The sequence below is a fragment of the Mangrovitalea sediminis genome (genome assembly GCF_002514725.1).
Lineage (GTDB): Bacteria > Pseudomonadota > Gammaproteobacteria > Pseudomonadales > Oleiphilaceae > Mangrovitalea > Mangrovitalea sediminis.
Genome location: NZ_NTLB01000005.1, coordinates 519940 through 540779, shown reverse-complemented (window position 1 = coordinate 540779; position 20840 = coordinate 519940). Strand labels below are relative to the sequence as shown.

Sequence of the window (20840 nt, the reverse complement as noted above, 5' to 3'; positions counted from 1 at the left end):
TATGTATGCGACGCGGCAGTCGTCACCAGAAGGGGTTTACGTTGATAGAGTTGATGATCGTGGTGGTCATCATCGGGATACTGACGGCGATAGCCCTGCCTCTCTATGAGAAACAGGTTCAGGAATCCCGTCGTACGTCCGCGAAAACGACCCTGTTGGATATCGCGTCGAAGGAGGAGAAGTTCTACGCCACCAACAATGCCTACACGAGCAGTCTGGCGAATCTCGGCTATGCCTCAGTCTCGACAACCTGTACGGGTGGGGCCTCGACGTGTCTGGAGGTGCCGAGTGCCAATGAGGCCTTCTATGCGGTATCGGTGGTGCTGAACAACGGCGGAACGGGTTTCACCGCTGACGCCGTGCCGGAAAACGCGCAAAAGAACGATGATTGCGGCACCTTTGAGATCAACGATCAAGGGGCGCAATCCGTTACCGGTACCGCGACGGACTGCTGGTAAGGTCACGTCGCGGCCGGATGCCTTTCCGGTTACCAGAGGCTGCGGTAGATCTCGACCATCTCGTCAAGTGTCGGGACCCGGGGATTGTTGGCCGGAGAGCCCGAGGCCCGGGCTTGCTCGGCCATGGTAGGCATCAGTTTGAAGAAATGCTCCTGCTCGATACCGTATGCCGCGGGTGTCGGAACCTGAAGTTCTTCGTTGAGCGCCTTCAGTGCCTCTAACAGTTTGCCGTTGGCGCTTTCCGTAGAGTCCTCCTCCGAGGCCCAGCCGATGGCTCGGGCACAGTCGGCATAACGTGCTGCGGCGGCAGGAATCGAGAACTCGGTGACACTGGGTAACAGCATGGCGTTGGACAAGCCGTGAGGTACGTGGAAGAACGCGCCGATAGGGCGACTCATGCCATGAACCAGGGCCACGGAAGCGTTGGAGAAAGCCATGCCGGCCAGTGTGGCTCCCATCATCATGGCCTCGCGAGCCTCGAGGTCGTTACCGTCGTGGTACGCCCGCTTCAGGTTGGGGCCGATCAGCCGCATCGCCGACAGCGCCTGACTGTCACTGAACGGATTCGCCTTCTGGCTGACGTATGACTCGATCGCATGGGTGAGTGCGTCGATGCCGGTGTCGGCGGTGGTGCGCGGGGGCACGCTGATCGTCAACGTGTAATCGACCAGCGCAGCGATCGGCATGTATCCGATGCCGACGCAGAGCATTTTTTCGTCGCTTTCGTCATCCGTGATAATGGTGAACCGGGTCACTTCCGATCCTGTGCCGGCCGTGGTCGGGATGGCGATAAGGGGGAGACCCGCCTCGTTGACATTGCGGGGAAACTTGTAGTCCCGAGGTACGCCGCCAAAGCGTGCAAGAATGGCGATGGCCTTGGCGCTGTCGATAGCACTGCCGCCCCCGAGCGCAATGATCCCGTCGTAATTTCGCGCCGTGGCTGCCTGAACGCCGGCCTGAATGGAGCTGACGGTCGGCTCGGGGACGGTGTCCGAGAACACCTCAGCCTCAATGCCGCTACCCTTGAGTATGTCCTGTATCTTTCCGACATACCCCAGTTTCACCATCATATTGTCAGTAATAATCAGCGGCCGGCTGCAGCCGAGATCAACGAGAACTTCGGCGACCTTTTCGCTGGCGTTGGCACCGACGTGCATAATACGTGGCAAGATCACGAGATTGGACATAGTTCCTCCACATTGTTGTTGTCGGCGGAAGCGACTGGGGTTTCAATATACGCGAATTTCCACTGCTCGCGCATCGGTGATCCTGATCACTGACTGATACGTGTGATGTTTGGCGTCGGGAGGCTGTATGTTTGAAGGGTTCGAGAAAGTCCGGGGGAAGTTCAACGGCATCGAGTTGACCTACCGGATAGGTGGGCAGGGGCCGGCATTACTGTTGCTGCACGGACATCCGCAGACCCATGTGATGTGGCACCGTGTTGCGCCGACGCTGGCGAAATCCTTTACGGTTATCGCACCCGATCTGCGGGGGTACGGCGACAGCGGAAAACCCGAAGCCAACGCCGATCATTCTGCCTACTCGAAGCGTGAAATGGCGCGTGACGCGGTGCAACTGATGGAGATGCTGGGTCACCTGCGTTTTAGCGTCCTGGCGCACGACCGGGGTGCCCGTGTCGCCCATCGGCTGGCCATGGACCATCCGGCGCGGATCAACCGGATGATATTGCTCGATATCGCACCGACGTTATCGATGTATTCTCAAACGGATGAACTATTTGCGCGTGCTTATTGGCACTGGTTTTTCCTGATACGCCCGGCCCCGTTGCCGGAAACACTCATAAAGGCGGATCCGGCGCTCTACCTGCGTAGCGTCATGGGAAGTCGCAGCGCCGGCATGGCGCCTTTCACCGATGAGGTTCTGGCGGAGTATGAGCGTTGTCTGGCATTACCCGGGACGGCCAGGGGGATTTGCGAGGATTATCGGGCCAGTGCAGGTATCGATCTGGAACATGACCGCATGGACCGGGAGGCGAACCGGGTCATTGAATGCCCCCTGTTGGTATTGTGGGGTGCCAAAGGTACGGTAGCCCAGTGTTTCGACCCGCTGCGTGAATGGCAGCAGGTGGCCCGGAATGTCCGGGGGCATGCGCTACCGGCCGGGCACTATCTCGCGGAAGAGGTGCCGGAACATATTATCCGCGAGGTCAGTGATTTCCTGATATGAAGGCCAGTCACGACGCAGCCTGACACGGCCTGGGTGGTCGGGCAAAGGGAAGCATCGTTGACGGTGCCTCCCTCGTGTTCGTGAGGTCGAAGGGCTTGGATCAGAAGGCGTTGAAGATGTCATTCACGACATCTTCTGCCACCGCAAAACCCGCTCCCATACCAAGTCCTGCTGTCAGGTTGCCCAAAAAGCCTCCACCGCTACCCCAGCCGCGCGGCTGTACGGAGGGCCTGGGGTGAGTCTGCAGTTCGTTTTCCAGGGTATGAATGTACTGGGCCATCTGTTGCAGCAACATCATCGTGCCCTGGTTCTGTTGTTGCATCGTCACGGCCACCTCCCTCAGGTCCATCGCCCATTCGCGGCCGGTGGTTTCGTCTGGCGCCTGCATACGAAGCTTCTGCGCCAGGTTCTGCATCTTATCCAGGGTCGCCTGAGATTGCTGTTGTACTTGAGACATCTGTTGCTCTGCGAGTGAGTAATCCACGGTCAATCTCCTTTTCGGCTGATAAAGCAGAGTTAAAGACTCCGTTTGGGGAGGTGAGTTCCGGAATCGATGGCCACACAGCGTGAGGATGTTGTAATGATTGGGCGGATTGCCGGTAACGGACCTGGGTGACGAGGCTGCTTTGCATTCAGGGTTGCTGCGCTTGTATGTTGGAGGGCGACTGTTTAGTCTCAGGAAGTGGCCGTCTAGGCCTTATACCGTTTCCTGCCGACAGGCCATATTTCGGGAAGCCGTCATGCAGCAGATCCTGGTCTACGCAGATTCTCTTTCCTGGGGCATCGTGCCAAACACGCGCCAACGGCTCGATTTTGAGCAGCGTTGGCCGGGAGTAATGGAGATAGCGCTTAACGAAGGTGGCCGTCATGTGCGGGTGTTGGAGGATTGCCTGAACGGCCGCCGGACGGTTTGGGATGACCCATTTAATGCGGGACGAAACGGGCTGGAAGGTCTCGCACAACGGATAGAAATGCATTCACCCCTGGCGATGGTGGTGCTGATGCTGGGCACCAACGATTTCCAATCCATGCATGAGCACAATGCGTGGCACTCGTCCCAAGGCATAGCTGCGCTGGTTCGCGCCATTCGCCAGGCCCCCATCGAACCGGGCATGCCGGTTCCCCCCATTCTGGTGGTCGCACCCCCGCCGCAGCAGGCGGCGAAGGGGACGATTGCGCCCAAATTCCAGGGCGGAGAGCATAAGTGTATCGGTTTGGCGGCGGCCTATGAGCAGGTGTGTGCCCAAATGGACTGCCTTTTCTTCGACGCGGCTACCGTGACGAGCACCAGTCGGGTCGATGGTGTTCATCTCGACGCGGACCAGCATTTTATCCTGGGGTGGGCGCTTTCCGCCGTCGTGGGGACCGCACTTGACCAGCTGTCGTCTTGACGTTCCAGCCGTTGACCGGGAACACGACAGTGGCGTTAAATTTTAGTCCAATCAATTGCCTGAAAGGGCCGGAACTCGTATTCTCAGGTCCATTGGCGTCAATTGACGTAGGGGATCGTTAATATGCCACACCCAAAATGGTCGGTCGACTTGGCGGCCGCCTGTGCTTCTCACACCTCGGGGATGATGCTTAAGTTCGAGGGTGTTCCGGATACAACCAATTTCTCCGTTTCGCCGGGCCGTGTGCCGTCCGGACTCAACGCGGTAGAGGTGGTGCGCCTGATTCGCGAGGGGGTCGAAGCGTTCACGGCCGAATACGACCAGTGTGGTACCGCTCTTGCGGCTCCTGAAAACAGTCCTTCAGAGAAAAAAAACACGGTAATTCGTGTGCGTCGTTCGCGCTCGCTGTCGGTAGACCGATCCTGACCGTTTTGCATGTCGTTGAGTTAGATATAAGAAGCGCGTAGGTTTGCGGAACTGGTTGTCTCTTCGTATGCCGTCTGGCTTCGATTGGACGAAGTGGCGCGTTTCCGACTATGGTTTAAAGGTTAATCTCTTCTGTAGTTCGGTGAAGGCTACTGAATGGTGTTGTTTGAAACTCTACGCCAGAAGGTTAGGGGGGCGGCGTTAGCGTTGCTCCTGCCTTGCCTTGGCGGTTCGCTTTTGCTGAACAGCTCCCCTGCGACTGCAGGAACCTCTGCCTCGTCCCGTGTGGTCAAATTGGCCGCCGATCCCTGGTGTCCGTACAACTGTGCCCCGAACAGCGCTCATCCTGGTTACATGATTGAATTGGCGCGGACGATTCTCGTCAAGTCCGGATACTCGGTGGAGTATCGCACGCGGCCCTGGTCCCGGGCACTGGTGGAAGCCCATAACGGGGTGATCGACGGTGCTGTTGGCGCAACATACGAGGATGGTCGGGGACTGGTATTTGGTCACGAGGCATTGGGCATCGACCATACCGTTGTGGCCTTTGCCGAAAATAGTACGGTGATTTATTCGGGGCCTCACTCCCTGGACGGACTGAAAATCGGCATTATCGACAACTACGGCTATAACAACGGCGGCCCGATCGATCAGTATCTCGCGGATCGCCGCCGGAACAACCCCGATTCCGTCGTTGTACTGGCCACGGACCATGCGCTTCGGCAACTGATCGAGATGCTGAGGCTGCACTACATCGACGCTATCTTTGCCAGCGGCAATGTCTTGAATTACACCCTCAAGCTGATGCACTTGCAGGGGCAGCTTAAGATCTCCGACACGGCCGCCTACAATGTGGTCAATATCGCATTTACGCCAGATGCCCGAGGCAGAAAACTGGCACGGCTGATGGATCAGGGGCTGCGAAAGCTTCGCCAGACCGGTCGTCTGGCAAAAATACTGGCTGAATACGGTTTGACCGATTGGGTCGCCATGATGCCCCTGACCAGTCCTCATCCCGCTGAAATTCGTCACCGCTTTGAGACACCGGATCGGTCGGAGAGTCTGGTCACTCTGCTTTCCTTTTAATAGGGATTCTGACGATACGGATGTGCCACCTATGGCGGTTTTCTCCGTTGTCTTGGATCACGCCTTGTTGCCGGAATAACGAAACCCGGGAGAGTCCAGCATCGATCATCAGAACCTCGAAATGCTGAGTGGTCATAACTGAAAACGCCCTGGGGGCGAATGAGACTCGCCTCCTGCTCACTGCGATGCCACTGGCAGAGCTGATTCGCCACGCTTCTCGCGGCTATTGTTATCCCACCGTGTTCGTTACGGCCCTCTTTACACGGCTAAAACATACGTTTCCTAGATTGCATGCCGAGAGGTATGAAGGTGCAAGAGGTATAGGATCCTATTGCGGTAAGTGGCGCTTTTTTGACGGGAAGTTGATGCAATTTTGGCCTTTTTTGCCCCTTTTTGAGATGTATTTGGCTTTTTGAAAAGTCCACCTTGAGCAAAGCCGAACTCTGCCCCATGCTTTTTGCAGGCCCTTCAAATAACTGATAATTTCGGAGCACTCGATGAATGAACGCCGCCGCCGTCAACGTTTGCCACGCTTGCAGTTGGAGGCGAGAATCCGTGTCCGCAAGGGCCTCCTTAGCAATGAATGGATGGAAGTCGATGTTGCTGACTTCAATCAGTTGGGCATTGGGATCGTGACAGCACATCCGTTGAAAACGGGTGACCGGGTACAGCTTTCGCTTCGATTGGCAACTGAGGTGGGCGATATCACGGTGAACAAGGTATCTGCGGCGATCCGGCATACTGAGTCCCGTGATGCAGTCAAGCATTATGGCCTGGAGTTTGAGTCGGGCGGGCGCGGCGATGCCCAGGATAACCTGGCCCGTATAGAGGGTATTCTCGCCCGTTATGCGGCAGTGGCAGAGCGTATTCAGGAGTAAGCCGCGGATCTGGGGAAAGGTTTGTATGCCGGACAGGCGTGCTCGGACCTGACAGGCTACTGGCTTTGGGGGATAATGCCGCGGTTAATCGGATGACGCCGTCGCAACCCTTTCCAAGATTGTGGCGCTCTCCGGTTCCATTACCGATCAGGATCCCGGGCAGGAAACATCATGACGGAATACGCCGACAGTCTTCGTAGCGTCCTCGTACGCAAGATCAACAAGGCCGAAAGGGATCTTTCGCAGCTAAAGCTGGATTACTGTCGATTTGTATTCGGATTGAGCCATCGCACGCGTGTCATCGTGGATGGAAGGCAGTACCAGGTCCGCTCGGTTGATGTCGACAGTATGGAGCGTCTCGAGAACGATCAGTTCGGCAAACCGCAGATCACCGGTGTCTTGCTCGATGGGAACTTGAAGCCGGTAGCCGCCGAACCGGTCGATTTGGGGCGGGAGTGGACGGTCGGCTAGAAGCTGGCTCGACCGCCTTGATGTTCAGATGAAAGCGTTACTGGAGACAGCCTCATAGAGCGAGATGCTGTCAGGAACAAAACGCCGGGCCAACCAGGTCTCGGCGCCTTCCAGGCCACACCGATAGCTGTTCAGGGTCGACTCATCCCGAGTGACGGCGTTTAGTGCGTCTTCAATATCCAGCCGGTCAAAATGCAGGTTATGTGTCATCAGGAAAGCCGCGACGTCCCGTGCATCCTGGTCGTTCCCCTGCATGTTGAGAATGATGCCTTTGGCTGCACCGATCATGTACATCGCCGCTAACTGCCGGCAACCGGGTTTGTTGTCATCCGCCAAGATCAATCCCTTACGTTTTGCATCCAACAGTTGAATGCCAGCAAAAATCTGTGCCTTGGACATCCAGTCCACGCGTGAGTATTCCTGGGAACCCTTTGCCGAGCGGCTATCAGCCTTGCTGGAGCCATTTTCAGAACGGAGTGTGGTGTAACGCTGTTGGGGGGAGGGGGCTGCGCTGAGGCGACCTCCAGCCGGGCTTGCCATGCTGTCCCTGTAGAGGTAAAGAATCCTTAGGGCCAACAGTAAAACCAACGTGACCAAAAGGGCTGATGATGAAAAGAGTATCCAGTTATTCATCTGTTACCTGACTTGCAAAACGGCGGCAAGATAAGAAAGATTACTTGGTGTTACGAAATGTTACTTTAGGCGCTGGTGCCTTGGAAATGGGGCGACGTCACAATTTACAAAGGTTTTAAGGGAAATGGTGTCGGCGGGGCCATCGGGGCGGAAATGGGGCAGGAATATTGGCTGTCGCCCAGGGGGCGCGTGTTGTTAACGGTGTTGCTGGCTCGAGGTCTCAGCTCAGGCTCGCTTTAGGGCATTATCCTTGAGGTCGCCGAAATGCTTGAACAGGTCCTCGAAACTCAAGGGGCGGCTGAACAGGTAGCCTTGTGCGTAGTCGCACTTGTTGATGACCAGAAAATCCTTTTGATCGATATTTTCGACGCCCTCTGCGATGACTCTCAATCCCAGTTTATGGGCAATGGCAATCACTGCTGACGTAATCTCCATGTCGTTGAGGTCTTCGGGGATGTCGCGTACGAATTCCCTGTCAACCTTCAGTACGTCCACCGGTAGGCACTTGAGGTAGCGCAGGGAGGAATAGCCGGTGCCGAAGTCATCGATGGTGATGATGACTCCCGTGGATTTTATGCGGCTCAGCTGCTCCGTGACCGAGGTGATGTCATCCATCAGCATACTTTCGGTCACTTCGATTTCCAGATGGCGAGGCTCGAGCCCGGAGGCGTCCAGGGCGTCTGAGATGACGAGTTCCAGGTTGGGGTCGCGGAATTGGCGTGCCGACAGGTTCACTGCGACACGCAGGTCGCAACCTGTGAGCTGCTGCAGCAGTTTCATCTGCATGCAGGCGTTGCGCAGTACCCAGTTGCCGATAGGGACGATAAGACCGGTTTCCTCCGCAACGGGGATGAAGTCATCCGGGCTGATGAGGCCTCTTTGTGGGTGGTGCCAGCGGATCAGTGCCTCGACACAGATCATTTCCCCACTGCGCAAATCTACTTGCGGCTGGTACATCAGGTTGAATTCATCGAACTGGAGGGCGTAGCGTAGTTCCTGTTCCAGATGGAGCTGCCGGATGGCCCGCTGGTTTAATTCCTCAGTGAAGAAGTGGTGTTGATCCCGACCCTTTTCCTTGGCGCGATAGAGGGCCAAGTCGGCATTCTTCATCAGGTTTTCAGGATCTTCGCTGTCGCCAGGTGCCACTGTGACGCCGATACTGGTAGAGACGATGACTTCCTGGTTCTGCAGGCGAATGGGCGCTTTCAGAGTGCGGAGAATGTTTTTGGCCGCGACGTTAACGGACTGTGGGTCGTGAATGTCGTTGAGCAGGATCGTGAATTCGTCGCCGCCCAGGCGCGCGACAGTATCCTGGGAACGGACACAGGACTTCAGGCGATCGGCGACCGTCAGCAGCAGCATGTCCCCGGCGTCGTGACCTAATGTATCGTTAATCCGTTTGAACTGATCGAGATCCAGAAAGAGGAGGGCAACCTGGCATTGGTGACGTCTGGCGTTAATGATGGCCTGTTCCAAACGGTCAAGAAACAGGCGTCGGTTGGCGAGCCCTGTCAGGCTGTCGAAAAGCGCCAACTGTTCCATGCGCTGGTTGGCGACCTTGAGTTCCGTGATATCGACGCCGGAAACGACAAAGTTCGCAATGGCGTTTTCGTTGTCGTAGACGGCAGAGACGTTGACCGTCGACCAGAAGGTTTCGCCATCCTTGCGAGAGCAAAGCATTTCACCTTCCCAGGAGGGTTGAAGGCAGTCGAGAATGTCGTTTCCGCGCTTTTCGGGGTTACCGTTGCGCGAGGCCGCAGGGCGCAGGATATTGAGGGGCTTGCCAATGGCGTCGCTACGATCAAAGCCGGTAATGGCGCAGAACCGCTCATTGACGTATTCAATACGTCCCTCGCAATCCGTTATTGCGATCATTGAGCCACTGTTCATAACGGCGCTGGAGAATTTTGCCAGGTTATAGCGGTCCTCGTTGCGCCGCCTCACGCTGTCAGCAAGGCGCTGTTTCAAGACGAGAACGAGCATAAACAGGACGATAGCAACGCTTAATAGGGCGAACCCTGCCGCGACAGGAGCCCAACCGCTTCCGGCATGACCGAGCCAGGGAAAGGCGCTTTCAAGTTGTTCGGACAGACCGTTGCCCAGTAACGCCATTAAGCTGTTTCCGCACTAAGGACGACATAAGAGGGAAATGAACGAGTGGATCGTTCTGCGTACGTATTGTTCTTGTTATTCAGCAAAATCTGTTTGGCGGCTACGTGATTCGATGCCGCTACTATTACTACTACTACTACAACTAGCTCATTTCGACCGCTAGCTCGCTCCTACTACGATGTTGGTCCTACTGTATAGCCAGCTTAGATTAGGGCACTGCATTCGAGTGGAACTGCGTCACATTTCAAAGGGGATATGACAGCGATTTTACGGTTTGCAAATTGTAACTCACTGTTAGGAAATGTAAATCTCGCTCCGGCCAAAAAATGACGGGCCCTGTGAGAAGTACAGAGCCCTTCTTGGTTTATCTCAATAGCGTTATTAACCCAGCAATTTGCGAGCCTGCGCCTGCCAGGTTTCGTAACCTTTCATGGTGGAAAACACGTCGAGCTTCTTCTTTTCTTCGGCTGACGGATTTGCGATTTGCTCGATCGATGTAATGCCGGCCTCTTTCATCTTCTTGACGGTTGCAGGACCAAGTCCCTTGATTTGCCCAAGGTTCGAAGTGTTGACAGCGGCCTTCTTGGGAGCCGGTGTCTTCTTGGCTGCAGAAGCCTTGCTCGCGGTGCTCGCCGGTTTGGCGGCTGCAGTTTTGGATTTTGCCGGCGCCTTGGCTGTCTTGGTCGCGGCCTTGGCAGCGGGTTTGGCTTTCGGTGCTGCGGGTTTGGCGGTTGCGGCACTGGTGGATGGCTTGGCAGCCTTGCCTGTCTGTGCGGACGTTTTGTCCCGAGTGCCAGCGAGCCCGAGCTTGTCGAGAACGGTTTGCTGCAGCTCGTGGAATTCGCTCATGCGACGGTCGAACTCGTCCTGAAAACGCTTCATTTCACGTTCACGAATGCGTTCCATGTCGTCAACCAACTTGCGCAGCGGCTCCTGAATCTGGTTCTGCAACGTATCCAACTGCCGCAATGCATCGCTGAGCAGCGACTCGATCTGATTCGAGGTTTTTTCGAATTCCTTGTTGACGCGTTTGACGATCTTGTCCACGCCCATTTTTTCTTTCTTTGCCATGATGTTGAGTCTCCGGTTCCCTGTCCTTAATGAAATGCCCTACAACTACGGTGCCGCACTTATTACCCTACTTGCACGCCTACATGTACCGCCTGGTCCGATAGCCAGAATAGCTGCCTTTCAGAATCCTGACGACGTGAATGCCTGGCCGCCAGGTAAGGATTCGATACTGTCTGCCTGCGATTTTCCATTCCGTCTTCGCCGAAGCGCCCGCTTGCGTTTGATGACGTTAGTAAGGCGAGAGATGCGATCGGAGACGGTCTTATCAGAAGAGAATTCATGGAATTCAATGGTATAGAAGAAATTGCTGCAATACTTTCTAACCTCGGTCACATGCCCAAGCAGTGAGGAGGCTTCGATGTTTTCGAAAGGCATATCCAGTACGAGATCCAAATGAACGTTGTCGCCCGGATTAAACATTTCGTCGCTTTTTATGACACAGCCCTGTTGTTGAAGACTGTAAACCGGGGCCTCGACCCTGTCTCGTCGCAAAAAACCGCGCTTGACCGTAAATCGGGCCAGTAGGTCGGGAACCGGGGACGAAGGATCGATCCTGAAGTGTTCCATACTGCGTTCCGATGATGTCCTTACGTCAAACTGAGTGCCCCAGTGACAGTCGATTGTCGCATTCAGTTCTTGGGCTTGGTGTACAAACTGTAGACAGCATTTCCTGAAAAGGCAATTTAATCAAGCGACTATGTTGATAAGCTGAGATGATGAAATGAAAGGTAAGCAATATCCGGATATTGCAGTTCCTGTAACTTTAAAATTATCTCTCAACGCTTTGATATCAATATTATTTCTCGATCAATCGCGCGATGGGCGAACGTCCCGCGGCCGGCAGGCCGAGGCTCGGGGAGTTGTCGCTAGATGCCTTGAATCTGGCCTGATTTGAAAAGCCGGCGATCAGCAGCATTGGCTCTGCCGGCATCCAATGTCGGCGCGCTCCACTTGAACCGTCGCGTGGCCGATGTCATAGCGGTCTTCGAGGGTTTCGATAATATTCGCCAGCCATCGGTCCGGTGCGACAAAATCCGATGGAACTTCGAGGTGGGCGGTGAGGGCGACATCTGTCGTGCTGAGAGCCCAGACATGGAGGTCGTGCACACCGGTTACGCCAGGCACTGTCGCCAGATATTCACTGATCGCACGAATATCGATCTTTCGCGGCACGGCGTCGACCGATAGGTTCAAGGATTCCCGGAACATGTCCCAGGTCCCCCAGAAGATAATCGCGACGATCAAGAGACTAATCGCAGGGTCCAGCCAAAGCCAGCCGGTAAAGTAGATGCCCAAACCGGCGATCACAACGCCAAGAGAGACAGCCGCATCGACGGCCATGTGGAGAAAGGCTCCTCGCATGTTCAGGTCATGGTGCTGGCTTTTGATGAACAGCAGTGCGGTTGCCGTATTGATGACGACACCAACGCCGGCGACGACGATCATCACGAGGCCGCTGACTGGGTGGGGTGAGAGTAGGCGCTGAAAGGCTTCGAGGGTGATGGCGCCAAGGGCCAGCAACAGTAAGATGGAACTGAGCAGCGCGGAGAGCACGGTGCCCCGCCGGAAGCCGTATGTATGAGTGAATGTGGCGCTCTTCTTTGCCATGATGGCCGCGCCCCAGGCTAGCAACAGGGTCAGGACGTCACTGAAGTTGTGACCGGCGTCGGCCAACAGTCCCATCGAGCCGGTGGCCAGGCCATAGAAGGTTTCGATGACCAGGTACAGCGTATTCAGCCCGATACCGATCGCAAAGGCTCGACCGTTGCCTTCTAATAGCGCGGCTCCATGTGCATGGTCGTGCCCGTGGCCGTGCTCATGATGATGCGACTGACCGTCGGGATGTGCGTGATGGTGTCCCATAGTTCTCCGAGTACCTGTTTATCGATTTAAGCGCGAAAGCTCGCCGAAGCGCGTTTCGTTCAGGGCAGATCCTGCCACGCTCATTTATTCTCTTCCAGTACCGGTTTACCGGATCGGGTGCCGGCTGCGGTGTCTTCTGACGATTGACCGCCATTAATCCACTCAAGACCGTAGAGGTCGCGCCGGCGATGCTTGAGGTTGGTGACAGAACCTTCGTTACGAATCAACTTGAGCTTGTCCAGATCGAGGTCCGCAAAGAATATCATCTCCGTGTTCGGGGTAGTTTCCGCCATCACGGCATCATGGGGGAAGGAAAAATCGGATGGCGAGAAAACCGACGACTGAGCGTATTGGACGTCGAGGTTTTCAACTTGGGGCAGGTTGCCGACACTGCCGGTGATTGCCACATAACATTCGTTCTCAATAGCTCTGGACTGGGCACAGTGACGGACTCGCAGGTAGCCGTTCTTGGTGTCGGTCCAGAACGGGACGAAGATGATATCGACGTCCTGATCGGCGGCGAGACGCCCGAGTTCCGGAAACTCGATGTCATAACAGACCATGATGGCGATACGGCCGGCGTCGGTCTGGAAAACCGGCATGCTGTCTCCACCCTCAATAACCCAGTCGCGTCGCTCGTGGGGCGTAATGTGGATTTTGCGCTGCTCGTCGACCTGTCCATCCCGGTGGCAAAGGTAGGACACATTGTAGACTTTGCCGTCTTCCAGGAGTGGCATGGAGCCGGTAATGATGTTGATGTTATAGCTCACCGCCATATCCGACATGCTGTCCCGGAACTGCTCCGTGAAACCGGCGAGAAAGCGGATCGCCTTGTTCTGGTCCACCTGATCGGTCAGTCCCATCAACGGTGCGTTGAAAAACTCGGGGAAAAGCGCGAAATCGCTTTTGTAGTCGGACAGCGCATCAACGAAATATTCTACCTGGCGCAAGACCTCCTCAACGGATTCGAAGGCGCGCATCTGCCATTGCACCGAGCCCAGTCGGACCTGCGTCTTGCGCGTCGCCAGCACCGGTGTCGGCGGCATGTACAGAATATTGTTCCATTCCAATAGCGTTGCGTAGCCCATCGACTTTTTGTCCTCGGGCAGGTACTTGTGAAGCAGGCGCTTGACCTGGAAGTCATTCGATAGCTGGAAGGTCAGTATCGGATCGTAGATTTCCTTGCGGTCGACCTTCTCGATGTATTGCGAGGGGGTCAGGTTGTCGGCGTATTCGGAGTAGTTGGGGATCCTTCCGCCGGCAAGGATGCCCCGCAGGTTCAGGGAACGGCACAGCTCCTTACGGGCTTCGTACAGGCGGCGCCCCAGCCGGTAGCCCCGGTATTCAGGGTCGATAAAGACATCCAGGCCGTACAGGGCGTCGCCCTTGGGGTTGTGCCAGATGCGCTGGTTGCGCAGGATCAGGTCGTCGTAGGTGTGTGGATCACTGAAACGTTCATACGCGACCTGTACCGTTAGGGCGACGGCGACAAGCTCTCCATGATCTTCGATGCAGATCTGGCCGTCCGGGAACTGACCGACCAGGAGCTTGATGGTCTCTCTTGGCCAGGCGCCGCCGATATCGTCATAGACCCGGTCCATCAGCGTCTTGAGCTGATCGTAATCGTCCAGCGTCAGGTTTCGAAGCGTCAGGTGCAGTTCTTCATGGGCCATTGTCGACTCCTCGCTGTTGTGGCTTGCGCACGAGTTCCTTCGATAGTGCGCTGGTCTGGCAAATTCCTCTCAGAATAACAGATTCCCTGCCGATACTTTATGTATGTCCGTTAAGTGGATAGGCCGTCCAGGGAGTACCGTTTTTCCCTGCGTGGACTATGTTTACTTAACAACATGAAATGTTGTTCATGCTCGTCACAAAAACTTTTTTCTGCAGGTAGAAACTTTCATGCGTCAGCTGTCGTTCGGTCAGAAACTGCTATCAGCCTTTGCGCTGTTGCTTATCATACTGATTACGGTCTACGTGGTGATCAATGATCGCCGTCTTTCTTCGACCACCCAGGATTATCTGAACGCCATGAAACAGGAAGTGGTGCGTCAGAGTACGACCAGTATCGCCCAGTGGCTTAATACCCGTCTGGACATTACTCAGGGTGTAGCGGACCAGTTGAAGGGAGTGACCACGGACGATCAGGCCCAGCGCCTGTTTATGACTGCCACTACGGGTGGTGGTTTCAAGGACGTCTATGTGGGGACGGGTTCCGGCAAGATGTTGATGGAGTCCGCTGAAGCGGCTTCCACGCTGCCGGCGGGCTACGACCCGCGAAGCCGGCCCTGGTACAAACTGGGCATGTCGAAACAGGCCGCTTCCTATACGGAGCCTTATAAGGACGCCTCGACCGGTAACATGATCATCTCGTCGCTGGCGCCGGTTTCTACCGGTACCTATCAAGGCGTTGTGGCTGGCGATATCACGTTGGACCAGGTTAACCAGGTCCTGTCCGATATCACCATGGGCGGTAGCGGCTATGCCATGCTGGTGAGTGCCTCGGGGACCATATTGTTCGATCCCGACAAGGCATTGATCGGGAAAAATATCCAGACGCTGCTCAAGGCCGACGCCAATCTCGATGGTGAGACCCATACCTACCAGATTGATGGTACACCCTGGCTGGTCAGTTTCAACAAGATCACGGCCGCACGGGGCGTTGACTGGTACCTGGGGATTTTCGTCGACCGCGACAAGATCATGGCACCGGTTAATCAGGCTCGCTGGACCGGGTTGATCATTGCCGTTGTTGGCTTGTTGGTGGCATTGATTATTCTTCAGATCGGGCTCAAGGTCCTGATGCGTCCTGTCTATAGCCTGCGCGATGCCATGCGGGATATTGCCTCCGGCGATGCGGATCTCACAAAAACGCTTTCGGTCGAGGGTTCCGATGAATTTGCGCAGCTGGCGGGAGACTTCAACCGCTTCGTGGCCAACATTCGTGGCGTCGTCAGTGAGGCGCAGGAAAGTGGCGGTGAATTACGCGGCCATGTGCACTCCCTCAAGGAAACATCCAAGATCAGTCGCGACAGCGTCGAGACGCAACAGCACGAGATCGATATGGTGGCGACGGCGATCAACGAGATGTCTGCGGCAGCCAACGAAATCGCGCAGTCCGCACAACAGACGGCGGATTCTGCCAATGCGGCGGATAAGGATGCCAACGCTTCGCTGAATACCGTGCAGGCGTCGCGGGATGCGGTGGAACGACTTGCCCATGAAGTCGGTCAGGCGGCGGAGGTCATCGACCGTCTCGGCAATGATGTGGCGTCCATTACCTCGGTCCTGGAAGTCATTGAAGGTATCGCCGAGCAAACCAACCTGCTGGCGCTCAACGCGGCGATCGAAGCGGCTCGAGCCGGTGAAGCCGGTCGTGGCTTTGCGGTTGTCGCGGACGAGGTGCGAAACCTGGCGAAACGGACCCAGGATAGCACCGAAGAGATCAATGGCATGATTGAGCGCCTGCAGAAAGGCGCGCATGACGCGGTGCAGGGCATGCAGGCGTCACGGGCGGTGAGTAATGTCAGTATGGAGAAGGCCCAGGATGCGATGGATGCGCTCAAGCGGATTGCCGAGTCGATCAATGCCATCAGCAATATGACGAGCCAGATCGCCACGGCTTCCGAAGAGCAGACGTCGGTTACGGAGGAACTGAACTCCTCGATTACGCGGATTGCCGATCAGGGCCAGCTGGCGGCTAAGGCTGCGACGGAAAACGACAGCTACAGCTCCAAGATCGAAGAAGTCGGCAACGCCCTTCATGACAAGGTCGCCCGCTTCCGGGTGTAAAGGGTTTCGGGGCGGGTCTCAGGTCCGCCCCGACCTTTCACGGATCTCCCTCCCTCACTGACGATTCCCCGGTCAGCTTTCTGCGGCGCTTCTTGCGCTGCCGGTCCCTGCGGTATCGAGTGGATCAGACCGCTTGTCCGCTGTCTCATTGCGACGTTTTTCCAGGGCAGCGCGCGTTTCCTGTGCCCAGTCGATCCAGGCCTGTTCGCCCAGAATACCGCGTCTCAGCGTGAGAAAGGGCAGTTCCCATGGGCGCCGCTGGTTTTCGGGCAGGCGTTCGTACTGGCTTTGGATGGCCAGCAGCTTGTCGAGGGTATGACGATGGATGGCCGTATGGCGGTCGAGCTCCTCGATAAGTGCATCAGGGGGCAGACTGTCGCCGCCAAACAGTTTTACCAAAAGGGCATCATTAAGTTTATTGGGTTTGACCGGCGCATTGAGCCAGGTGAGCAGGGCCTCCCGGCCCCTGTCCGTCATGCGATAAACCTTGCGGTCCGGCTTGTCGCTCTGGATTTCTGCAGAGTAGTCCAGCCAGCCGTCCTCACTCATCCGCTTGAGTTGCTGGTAGACCTGCTGGTGACTGGCGTTCCAGAAATAGCCAAGGCTTTGCTTGAACTGCTTGTAGAGGTCGTAGCCGCTGGCGGGCTCGGTTTCCAGGAGGACGAGAATGGCGTGTTTGAGTGACATGACGACTCCGTCGAATATCTGGAGTCTAGTGTACCTGATATGCAAATTGTTGCATAACTCTGTGCGCCTCAATATTATGCAATAAATTGCATAAGGAGAATCGTCATGCCCCGCACCGGACGTCGCTATCGTACCAACCGCGCCGACAGCCATTATGATGTCATCGTGATCGGCTCCGGCATCGGTGGCTTATGCACAGCGGCTTTGTTGTCCAAGCTCGGCAGGAAAGTGTGTGTCCTTGAGCAACACTACACCGCCGGGGGTTATACCCACAGCTATGAGCGTGCGGGGTATGAGTGGGATGTCGGGGTACATTACATTGGAGAGGTGCATAAGCCCTGGTCCATGATCCGGCGGGTCTTCGACACCATTAGCGATGGAAACCTGAAGTGGGCGCCGATGGACCCCCTGTATGACCGGGTTATGATTGGGGATGAAACATACGATTTCGTTGCCGGCGAAGATTCGTTCAAGGCTTCACTCACGTCGCGTTTTCCGGATGAGGCACAGGCGATCGAGCGCTATGTCGATTACATCAAGACCGTCAGTTCCAAGGTGCCGGCATTCTTTGCCGGCCAGGCGCTGCCAAGACCGGTCGCGCGGCTTTATCAGAAGGTCCGGCGGCGCCTGTTGCCGGCGTACTGCTTCCAGTCCACGCGGCAGGCGCTTGAAGGGTTGACCCGGAATCAGGCGTTGATCGGCGTGCTCACGGCGCAATGGGGTGACTACGGGCTTCCGCCTTCGGAGTCATCGTTCCTGATGCATGCGATGGTGGCGAAGCACTACCTGACGGGTGGTAACTATCCCGTTGGAGGGGCGTCGAGTATCGCCGAGACCATCATCCCGGTTATTCGGGCGGCTGGCGGGGAAGTCTTCACCTATGCCAGCGTCGAACAGGTGTTGATCAAGGGTAATCGGGCCTACGGTGTGCGTATGGCCAATGGGGACGAATTGAAAGCGGATGCGGTGGTCAGCGGCGTGGGCATTGTCCCCACGGTGAAGCGGTTGCTGCCGGAGTCGGTGGTGCGCCGTCATGGCTTGGACCGTCATCTGCAAGGCGTTCGCTTATCGGCCTCCCATGTCTGTCTGTATGTGGGTCTCAAGGGCTCTGCCAGCGCACTGGGAATACCGAAAACCAACGACTGGATCTACCCCTCTTTCGATCACGATGCCAATGTGGCGGCGTTTCGTGAAAATCCTGATGCGCCAATGCCCCTGGTTTATATCTCGTTTCCGTCGGCCAAGGACCCCGCCTGGGATGAACGCTATCCGGACCGGGCCACGGTGGAGGTTGTCGCGCCGACCAATAACCGGCTTTTCGAAAAGTGGATGGGGACGACCTGGAATCATCGGGGGGAAGACTATGAGGTGCTCAAGGAGCAGATCGCGCAAGAGCTACTCGAGGTGTTGTTCAAGCACCATCCCGAGCTGCGGGACGCGCTTGACTACTATGAACTGTCTACACCGCTCTCCACGCGCTGGTTCCAGCATAACGAAGAGGGTGAGATCTATGGTATCGACCACGATGTGCAACGTTTCGAACAGGGGTGGCTGCATCCGATCACCCCAGTTCGCGATCTTTACCTGACCGGTTCCGACGTCGTTACGGCGGGTGTGGGAGGAGCCTTGATGGGGGGCGTGATGACGGCCTGCGCGATGTTAGGGTGGCGCAGTTATCAGGTCTGGCAACTGATTCGTCAGCCTGATCGGGAGGTAACGCTACAGCCTGCGCCAAAGGCGTCCTGACGTCCCCCGATTTTTCGTGGGAATCTTCCTGACCAGGGGCTGAACGACGGTGATCGGCAAGCCCCTGATGTTGTCCTCTTACTTGTTGCGGCCCAATCCCGGGCGTCAGGGCGTGACACGGGTCCCGGCTTTTCCCTCAAGCATGGCATCAATATTTTCCAGGGACCCGATAACCGCGGTTTTCCCGGTTCTGCTCACGAAATCCAGGGCGGCGCCCAGCTTCGGTCCCATGGAACCTGCCGGAAAACCGGTAGGGTCGATATCAGCCGGCCGGATCCGTTCGATCAGGCGCTGTGTCGGTTTACCCCAGTCCTCGTAAACACCGTCGACATCGGTTGCGATGATCAGGCAATCTGCATCCAGATCATGGGCCAGAAGGGCGGCGCAGTAGTCCTTGTCGATAACGGCTTCAATACCCTGCAATTTCCCGTCCCGGTTGTAAAAGGTCGGTACACCGCCGCCGCCCGCGCAAATGACCACGGTACCCTGTTCGAGCAACCACTTTATCGGCCGGATCTCAAAGATGCGTCGAGGCCGGGGACTGGCGACCACGCGACGCATGTAAGGACCGTCCGGTGCCATCTGCCAGCCCCGCGAGTCCATCAGGCGCTCGGCATCTTCCTTGGAATAGGTCGGGCCGATGGGCTTGGTGGGGTGCTGGAAGGCAGGGTCGTCCGGATCGACCTCAACCTGCGTCAACAGGGTGGCCATGGGCGTCTCCGTCGGCAGGGCGTTACCCAGCTCCTGTTCGATCAGGTAACCGATCATGCCCTCACTCTCGGCACCCAGTACATCAAGAGGATAGGGGCTCACCGGAGCGTAGGCTGCAGCCTGCAGGGCGAGCAACCCGACTTGCGGGCCATTGCCGTGGGCGATGACCAGCTCATTGCCCGATTGTATGCGCGCCAGGTGTTTGACGGCGACACCGACGTTCCTGCGTTGTTGGTCCGCGGTCATGGGTTCACCGCGGCGAAGCAGGGCGTTTCCACCCAGGGCGACGACGATACGCATGGCGATCTCAGCTCCCCAGTGTGGAAACCAGTATGGCTTTGATGGTGTGCATCCGGTTTTCTGCCTGCTCAAAGACGATCGAGGCTTCGGACTCAAAAACCTCTTCCGTCACTTCTATGCCGTCATGAAGGCCGTATTGACCGGAAACCTGTTTGCCGACCTCGGTTTCCGCATTGTGCAGGGAGGGGAGGCAATGCATGAATCTCACCCGGGGGTTTCGCGCGGCTTGCATCAGAGTGGTGTTGACCTGGTAGGGAAGCAGCACCTTGATGCGTTCCCCCCATTTTTCCATCGGTTCGCCCATAGACACCCAGACATCGGTGTGGATGAAATCGACGCCGCTGACCGCATCGCGGGGATTGTCCGTGAGTTGCAGGCGGGCGCCGGTGTGGGCAGCAATCTCCCGGCAGGTTTTGACGAGTTCATCATCCGGCCACAGTTCGCGGGGCGCGCCGATGCGGACGTCCATGCCCAGCTTACAGCCGATGATCATCAGAGAATGGCCCATATTGTTACGGGCATCGCCGACGTAGGCATAGGCGATGTCGTGCAGGGGCTTGTCGCTATGCTCGCGCATCGTCATGACGTCGGCCAGCATTTGGGTCGGGTGGTATTCATCGGTCAGGCCGTTGTAGATCGGGACACCGGCATAATTCGCCAGCTCCTCCACCTTGTGCTGGCTGAACCCGCGGTATTCGATAGCGTCGAACATGCGTCCCAGTACCCGCGCCGTGTCCTTGATGGATTCCTTGTGGCCGATTTGCGAACCCGATGGATCGATATAGGTGACGTGGGCGCCCTGGTCATGGGCGGCGACTTCAAAGGCACAGCGTGTGCGCGTCGAGGCTTTCTCGAAGATCAGCGCGATATTCTTGCCCGACAGTTTCGGTTGCTCGGTGCCGGTGTATTTGGCGCGTTTCAAGTCACGGGCCAGGTCCAGAAGATAGCGGAGCTGCCTGGGTGTGAAATCGAGCAAGGTGAGCAGGTGGTGATTGTGAACGTTAAAAGCCATCTCGATATCCTCT

Annotated in this window: 20 protein-coding genes; 9 read left to right on the top strand and 11 right to left on the bottom strand. The window is 56.5% G+C overall.

What is annotated here, in order from left to right:
* Nucleotides 1–5 precede the first annotated feature (5 nt).
* Nucleotides 6–458, top strand: a complete 453-nt coding sequence (locus CLR77_RS14905; RefSeq protein ID WP_097461449.1) for a type IV pilin protein — start codon at nt 6–8, stop codon at nt 456–458.
* A gap of 29 nt (nt 459–487) precedes the next feature.
* Here CLR77_RS14905 and CLR77_RS14900 read toward each other — a convergent pair whose 3' ends face one another.
* Nucleotides 488–1645 carry an iron-containing alcohol dehydrogenase gene (locus CLR77_RS14900; protein ID WP_097461448.1) on the bottom strand — a complete coding sequence of 386 codons (1158 nt, stop codon included), beginning with the start codon at nt 1643–1645 and terminating at the stop codon, nt 488–490.
* Nucleotides 1646–1772: 127 nt separating this feature from the next.
* Here CLR77_RS14900 and CLR77_RS14895 point away from each other — a divergent pair, with 127 nt between their 5' ends.
* Nucleotides 1773–2648 carry an alpha/beta fold hydrolase gene (locus tag CLR77_RS14895; RefSeq protein WP_097461447.1) on the top strand — a complete coding sequence of 292 codons (876 nt, stop codon included), beginning with the start codon at nt 1773–1775 and terminating at the stop codon, nt 2646–2648.
* A gap of 100 nt (nt 2649–2748) precedes the next feature.
* Here the strand turns inward: CLR77_RS14895 and CLR77_RS14890 are convergent, their stop codons facing one another.
* Complete coding sequence (locus tag CLR77_RS14890; RefSeq protein WP_097461446.1) at nt 2749–3132, bottom strand: hypothetical protein; 384 nt, start codon at nt 3130–3132, stop codon at nt 2749–2751.
* A 256-nt stretch (nt 3133–3388) separates the two neighbouring features.
* Between CLR77_RS14890 and CLR77_RS14885 the strand changes: the two genes are divergently transcribed.
* The 5 genes from CLR77_RS14885 (at nt 3389) to CLR77_RS14865 (ending at nt 6900) form a co-directional block, all read left to right on the top strand.
* Entirely contained in the window at nt 3389–4039 is a 651-nt protein-coding gene (locus CLR77_RS14885; protein ID WP_097461445.1) for an SGNH/GDSL hydrolase family protein, read from the top strand.
* 123 nt (nt 4040–4162) lie between these two features.
* A complete protein-coding gene (locus tag CLR77_RS14880) occupies nt 4163–4465 on the top strand; it encodes a hypothetical protein (protein WP_097461444.1) in 303 nt (100 codons plus the stop codon).
* 156 nt (nt 4466–4621) lie between these two features.
* The gene (locus tag CLR77_RS14875) at nt 4622–5551 is read left to right on the top strand and encodes a substrate-binding periplasmic protein (RefSeq protein WP_097461443.1); all 930 of its coding nucleotides are present in this window, start codon (nt 4622–4624) and stop codon (nt 5549–5551) included.
* A 497-nt stretch (nt 5552–6048) separates the two neighbouring features.
* The gene (locus CLR77_RS14870) at nt 6049–6429 is read left to right on the top strand and encodes a PilZ domain-containing protein (protein ID WP_097461442.1); all 381 of its coding nucleotides are present in this window, start codon (nt 6049–6051) and stop codon (nt 6427–6429) included.
* 171 nt (nt 6430–6600) lie between these two features.
* Nucleotides 6601–6900, top strand: a complete 300-nt coding sequence (locus CLR77_RS14865) for a hypothetical protein (RefSeq protein ID WP_097461441.1) — start codon at nt 6601–6603, stop codon at nt 6898–6900.
* A 24-nt stretch (nt 6901–6924) separates the two neighbouring features.
* On the opposite strand, the gene CLR77_RS14860 is transcribed toward CLR77_RS14865, so the two are convergent.
* From CLR77_RS14860 to CLR77_RS14835, 6 genes are all read right to left on the bottom strand, one after another.
* Nucleotides 6925–7308, bottom strand: a complete 384-nt coding sequence (locus CLR77_RS14860; protein WP_097461440.1) for a hypothetical protein — start codon at nt 7306–7308, stop codon at nt 6925–6927.
* A 450-nt stretch (nt 7309–7758) separates the two neighbouring features.
* The gene (locus CLR77_RS14855) at nt 7759–9645 is read right to left on the bottom strand and encodes a putative bifunctional diguanylate cyclase/phosphodiesterase (RefSeq protein WP_097461439.1); all 1887 of its coding nucleotides are present in this window, start codon (nt 9643–9645) and stop codon (nt 7759–7761) included.
* 381 nt (nt 9646–10026) lie between these two features.
* On the bottom strand, nt 10027–10716 hold the full coding sequence (locus tag CLR77_RS14850; protein WP_097461438.1) for a helix-hairpin-helix domain-containing protein: 690 nt from the start codon (nt 10714–10716) through the stop codon (nt 10027–10029).
* 120 nt (nt 10717–10836) lie between these two features.
* Nucleotides 10837–11283 (bottom strand): hypothetical protein, encoded by a 447-nt coding sequence (locus CLR77_RS14845; RefSeq protein WP_097461437.1) that lies wholly within the window; start codon nt 11281–11283, stop codon nt 10837–10839.
* Nucleotides 11284–11622: 339 nt separating this feature from the next.
* Nucleotides 11623–12579 carry a cation diffusion facilitator family transporter gene (locus CLR77_RS14840; RefSeq protein ID WP_097461436.1) on the bottom strand — a complete coding sequence of 319 codons (957 nt, stop codon included), beginning with the start codon at nt 12577–12579 and terminating at the stop codon, nt 11623–11625.
* An 80-nt stretch (nt 12580–12659) separates the two neighbouring features.
* Nucleotides 12660–14252 carry a bifunctional GNAT family N-acetyltransferase/carbon-nitrogen hydrolase family protein gene (locus CLR77_RS14835; protein ID WP_097461435.1) on the bottom strand — a complete coding sequence of 531 codons (1593 nt, stop codon included), beginning with the start codon at nt 14250–14252 and terminating at the stop codon, nt 12660–12662.
* Between the two features lie 229 nt (nt 14253–14481).
* Here CLR77_RS14835 and CLR77_RS14830 point away from each other — a divergent pair, with 229 nt between their 5' ends.
* Nucleotides 14482–16371 carry a methyl-accepting chemotaxis protein gene (locus CLR77_RS14830; RefSeq protein WP_097461434.1) on the top strand — a complete coding sequence of 630 codons (1890 nt, stop codon included), beginning with the start codon at nt 14482–14484 and terminating at the stop codon, nt 16369–16371.
* 72 nt (nt 16372–16443) lie between these two features.
* Here the strand turns inward: CLR77_RS14830 and CLR77_RS14825 are convergent, their stop codons facing one another.
* Nucleotides 16444–17058: a PadR family transcriptional regulator gene (locus CLR77_RS14825; protein WP_097461433.1), complete on the bottom strand. Its 615-nt coding sequence runs from the start codon at nt 17056–17058 to the stop codon at nt 16444–16446.
* Nucleotides 17059–17163: 105 nt separating this feature from the next.
* On the opposite strand from CLR77_RS14825, the gene CLR77_RS14820 reads away from it, so the two are divergent.
* On the top strand, nt 17164–18804 hold the full coding sequence (locus tag CLR77_RS14820; RefSeq protein WP_097461432.1) for a phytoene desaturase family protein: 1641 nt from the start codon (nt 17164–17166) through the stop codon (nt 18802–18804).
* 105 nt (nt 18805–18909) lie between these two features.
* Here the strand turns inward: CLR77_RS14820 and arcC are convergent, their stop codons facing one another.
* Entirely contained in the window at nt 18910–19815 is a 906-nt protein-coding gene (gene arcC, locus CLR77_RS14815) for a carbamate kinase (RefSeq protein WP_097461431.1), read from the bottom strand.
* Between the two features lie 7 nt (nt 19816–19822).
* Nucleotides 19823–20827, bottom strand: a complete 1005-nt coding sequence (locus CLR77_RS14810) for an ornithine carbamoyltransferase (protein WP_097461430.1) — start codon at nt 20825–20827, stop codon at nt 19823–19825.
* Between the last annotated feature and the right edge of the window lie 13 nt (nt 20828–20840).

Coding starts and splice junctions, on each gene's coding strand:
- CLR77_RS14855 (WP_097461439.1), bottom strand. CDS start 9,645: ATGGCGTTACTGGGCAACGGTCTGTCCGAACAACTTGAAAGCGCCTTT.
- arcC (WP_097461431.1), bottom strand. CDS start 19,815: ATGCGTATCGTCGTCGCCCTGGGTGGAAACGCCCTGCTTCGCCGCGGT.
- CLR77_RS14875 (WP_097461443.1), top strand. CDS start 4,622: ATGGTGTTGTTTGAAACTCTACGCCAGAAGGTTAGGGGGGCGGCGTTA.
- CLR77_RS14810 (WP_097461430.1), bottom strand. CDS start 20,827: ATGGCTTTTAACGTTCACAATCACCACCTGCTCACCTTGCTCGATTTC.
- CLR77_RS14885 (WP_097461445.1), top strand. CDS start 3,389: ATGCAGCAGATCCTGGTCTACGCAGATTCTCTTTCCTGGGGCATCGTG.
- CLR77_RS14905 (WP_097461449.1), top strand. CDS start 6: ATGCGACGCGGCAGTCGTCACCAGAAGGGGTTTACGTTGATAGAGTTG.
- CLR77_RS14830 (WP_097461434.1), top strand. CDS start 14,482: ATGCGTCAGCTGTCGTTCGGTCAGAAACTGCTATCAGCCTTTGCGCTG.
- CLR77_RS14840 (WP_097461436.1), bottom strand. CDS start 12,579: ATGGGACACCATCACGCACATCCCGACGGTCAGTCGCATCATCATGAG.
- CLR77_RS14820 (WP_097461432.1), top strand. CDS start 17,164: ATGCCCCGCACCGGACGTCGCTATCGTACCAACCGCGCCGACAGCCAT.
- CLR77_RS14895 (WP_097461447.1), top strand. CDS start 1,773: ATGTTTGAAGGGTTCGAGAAAGTCCGGGGGAAGTTCAACGGCATCGAG.
- CLR77_RS14825 (WP_097461433.1), bottom strand. CDS start 17,058: ATGTCACTCAAACACGCCATTCTCGTCCTCCTGGAAACCGAGCCCGCC.
- CLR77_RS14870 (WP_097461442.1), top strand. CDS start 6,049: ATGAATGAACGCCGCCGCCGTCAACGTTTGCCACGCTTGCAGTTGGAG.
- CLR77_RS14835 (WP_097461435.1), bottom strand. CDS start 14,252: ATGGCCCATGAAGAACTGCACCTGACGCTTCGAAACCTGACGCTGGAC.
- CLR77_RS14845 (WP_097461437.1), bottom strand. CDS start 11,283: ATGGAACACTTCAGGATCGATCCTTCGTCCCCGGTTCCCGACCTACTG.
- CLR77_RS14880 (WP_097461444.1), top strand. CDS start 4,163: ATGCCACACCCAAAATGGTCGGTCGACTTGGCGGCCGCCTGTGCTTCT.
- CLR77_RS14900 (WP_097461448.1), bottom strand. CDS start 1,645: ATGTCCAATCTCGTGATCTTGCCACGTATTATGCACGTCGGTGCCAAC.
- CLR77_RS14850 (WP_097461438.1), bottom strand. CDS start 10,716: ATGGCAAAGAAAGAAAAAATGGGCGTGGACAAGATCGTCAAACGCGTC.
- CLR77_RS14865 (WP_097461441.1), top strand. CDS start 6,601: ATGACGGAATACGCCGACAGTCTTCGTAGCGTCCTCGTACGCAAGATC.